Source organism: Coprobacter sp. (genome assembly GCF_982436375.1).
In genome coordinates this window covers 1-3,530 of record NZ_CEWDCG010000261.1, presented here as the reverse complement: position 1 = coordinate 3,530, position 3,530 = coordinate 1, and the positions used below count along the sequence as shown (strand labels likewise).

The 3,530-nt window shown below is 35.4% G+C and carries 2 protein-coding genes; both read left to right on the top strand.

Annotated features, from left to right (window positions below):
- Positions 1–686: 686 nt before the first annotated feature.
- Positions 687–3,134, top strand: a complete 2,448-nt coding sequence (locus AC1WHX_RS11330; RefSeq protein ID WP_229088563.1) for a hybrid sensor histidine kinase/response regulator — start codon at positions 687–689, stop codon at positions 3,132–3,134.
- A gap of 190 nt (positions 3,135–3,324) precedes the next feature.
- Positions 3,325–3,530, top strand: a 206-nt coding sequence (locus AC1WHX_RS11325) for a hypothetical protein (RefSeq protein WP_475571570.1), incomplete at its 3' end; no start/stop codon positions are given.

The window sequence follows — 3,530 nt, the reverse complement described above, 5'->3', positions numbered from 1 at the left end:
GTTTATGAAAAATACTTGGGTTATAATAGCGTCGTTTTGAGATTTTAATTTCTGATTGCAATGAATTTGCTATTATTTGATTAAATATTGCTATGTTTTGATGTGTAAAATATATTCTTTTGTACAACATAAATAAAACATGTTTTTGAGTTTATAATCGCTTGTTATTGAACAAGAGTTTGAAGATAAAAAACATAAAAAAACGATTATTGAGTTCTTTATTAAATGAAAATATAGTTTGTTGTAAGTCATTTGAAAAATGATGTGTGTATATTTTTATATAGAATAGTAATCTTTACGTCAAGAATAGTTTTTCATGGTATTTTAGATTTAAGATTAAGGAAGAACGGTTGTCGGGATGGCAACCGTTCTTTTTTGTTGAGGATAGGCGGCTGTGTATACTGAAAAATTATAGAAGAATAATCTATCTTTTATTTTATTCTATATCTTTGTTTTGATTAGAAAAATAAGATGTGCATTGGTCGCAATAATTATGTAGAGGATATAATAAAGAGTAGTCGGTCAAGCTTGGACGGCTTTTCTCGATTATATACCATTATCCGATACGTTGATAAATGATTTACGTCCGTTTTTTTAGATATTCAGGAAAATTATTAGACAGGCTCTTAAGAAAAGTAAGGAGGTAGAAGATGTTTAGGCTGTTCAAAGAAATAAGAGTAAAGATTTTGATTGGGTATTTGTTGCTGATAGTAATAGCCTTTTTTTCTGTGTTCTTTTTATTCGATAAATTTTCCCGCCTTTCTCTTCCCGATGAGGAAGAAGAAGCTATGCGAAGTAAGCGTTCTCTAATTAGTGAGACATTGGCATTATTATATGAGTCGGAGGGTGACTTGCAAGCATTGAGTAGCGGACATGTCCGCAATAGCAGGCATTATCGTCAAACTTTTGATAAAATGTACCGAAATTTAGACTCTTTGAAACAGTTGGTTACCGATACGTTACAAAAGCAGCGGATGGATAGTATTATCGTGCTTTTAACCGAGAAAGAATCTAATTCGTTGGCATGGTTGAGATTACGCCGGAATGCAGATGTCGGTAATTTGTATGAACAAAACATTCAGAGAGAAATAACCCGTAGGGATTCGGTAGTTAAGTCGGTACAAATCAGGAAAAAAATTGTAGTAAAACAAGATACCCTCACGGTCAGAAATCCGAGAAAAAGTTTCTTTAAGCGTTTGGCAGATGCTTTTTCTACACGGAAAGAAGATGAAAATACGGTGTATAGTCAATCTCAGCAATTGATTACCGATACGGTTGTTCAACCTTATAATGCAGCAGATACGATTGCCAATATATTTTCCGATATACAGTATGCCGTTTTCGATCAGCAAAAAGAATTGCAGAATCGGGTTACTCGCAGGAGTGAGGCTCTACGTTATAATAACCAAATTTTGTTGGTCAAAATCAATAATTTGGTAAGAGCTTTCGAACAAGAAGAGTTAGACAGATCTTTGGCACGTTATCAGGACAGAGACCAGGTGATGAGGCATTCTGTACAGGTGGTGGGAGGTATTGCCGTGTTCTCTTTGATTTTGATAGTTCTTTTCATCATTTTTATTTGGAAAGATATTTCCCGGAGTAACCGTTATCGGAGAGAACTTGAAGAATCGAATCGTCGGGCAGAAGAATTATTGAAAAGCAGAGAACAGTTGATGTTGACTATTACACATGACATTAAAGCTCCATTAAGTTCGATTATCGGTTATATCGATCTTTTATCCGGACATATTCGTGAATCCCGGGCAAAATATTATTTGGAGAATATGAAGAGTTCATCAGATCATCTTCTTCAATTGGTAACCGATTTACTGGATTATCATAGACTGGATTCTGATAAAATGGAGATACATGATGTGCCGTTTGAGCCGTATCGTTTTTTTTGTGAGATAGGAGATAGTTTTATACCTGTAGCAGGTAAAAAGAATTTAGAACTGATAACCGAAATCGATAAAGATTTGCAGGGCGCTTATCTGGGAGATCCTTTCCGTATTCGGCAAGTTGTAAATAATTTATTGTCGAACGCTATAAAATTTACAGAAAAAGGCTCAGTTGCATTGCGAGTCAAGCTATTAGGTAGTCGGTTGAAAATTCAGGTAGAAGATACCGGTATGGGAATTGCGGAAGATGACCGTGAACGCATTTTTAAGGAGTTTACGAGACTTCCCGGAGCGCAGGGTGCTGAAGGTTTTGGTTTGGGATTATCTATAACAAAAAAACTGGTCTTGCTTCTTGGCGGAAAAATTTCGGTCGATAGTACACTCGAGCAAGGAACATGTTTTACGGTAATTATTCCGTTTAAGAAAACGGATATGGTAATACCGGAAGAAACTGCAGAAGAAAGTGCTGTGCTTGATATGGGAAAGAATGTTCGTTGTTTGTTGGTAGATGATGATCGTTTGCAGCTTGAGCTTACGGCGTCATTGATGAAACGTTATAATTTTTCTTGTGTCTGTTGTGAACATCCGAAAGAAGTGCTTGGCTTATTGTCAGACCAAAAGTTCGATTTTGTATTCACAGATATTCAGATGCCTGAATTATCCGGCTTTGAATTAGTTCGTTTAATTCGTGCTTCTGATTTGCCGGAAGTTCGATCCATTCCTGTTGTAGCATTGACTGCCCGGTCGAATATGTCTGATAATGAATTTCTATCAGCGGGTTTTACGTCACATTTAAACAAGCCTTTTACGGGAAAGGAGTTATATGATCTTGTAGTCCGATATTATCCGGATTATATTTCTGATTTATATACGGAAGAAACCGTTCATAATCCAGAGGAGGAACTTCGTTTTTCTGCGTTATTGGCATTTGCAGGAGATGATAAAGATGCGGCGAATGAGATATTGGCATCGTTTGTCTCTGAGACAAGACAAAATCTGGAACGTTTTAAGAGTGCTCGTCAAGATAAAGATATGAGTACGATATCTGCTGTGTCACATAAATTGATACCGCTATTTACATTGTTGGAACATCGAGAGTGTACCGATATATTGATTGAGTTGGAGAAAATTAAAGGAGAATTCAATTTCGAGATTGATCAAAAATGCCAACTTGTAGAAACTTATATTGTAAATACGATTTCAGAGGCAGAACGGTACATTACCCTACACAATTGAGGAAAAAATCTACATGTTATGTGTGGAATATTCCACATTTGGTAGGATGTATATTAATTGCGTTGTTTTGTAATCATTTGATAATCATTGTGTAATTGTTATATATCATTTTCTTGGCATATTTTTGGAATATTATGTTGGTGTGTTTATGAATAAAATACCAATATAATAAACTAAAAAATTGATGATTATGAAAAAGATGATTTTTAGTGTTGCTACAATTCTGTTTTTAGGTATTACAACAACAATTTGTGCTCAAGAACCGGTAAAAAAAGATACGACCAAGACCGAACCTGCAAAGAATTTTGCTTTGATGGACGAACCAGTGAAAAAAGATACGGCCAAGACCGAACCTGCAAAGAATTTTGCTTTGATGGACGAACCAGTGAAAAAAGA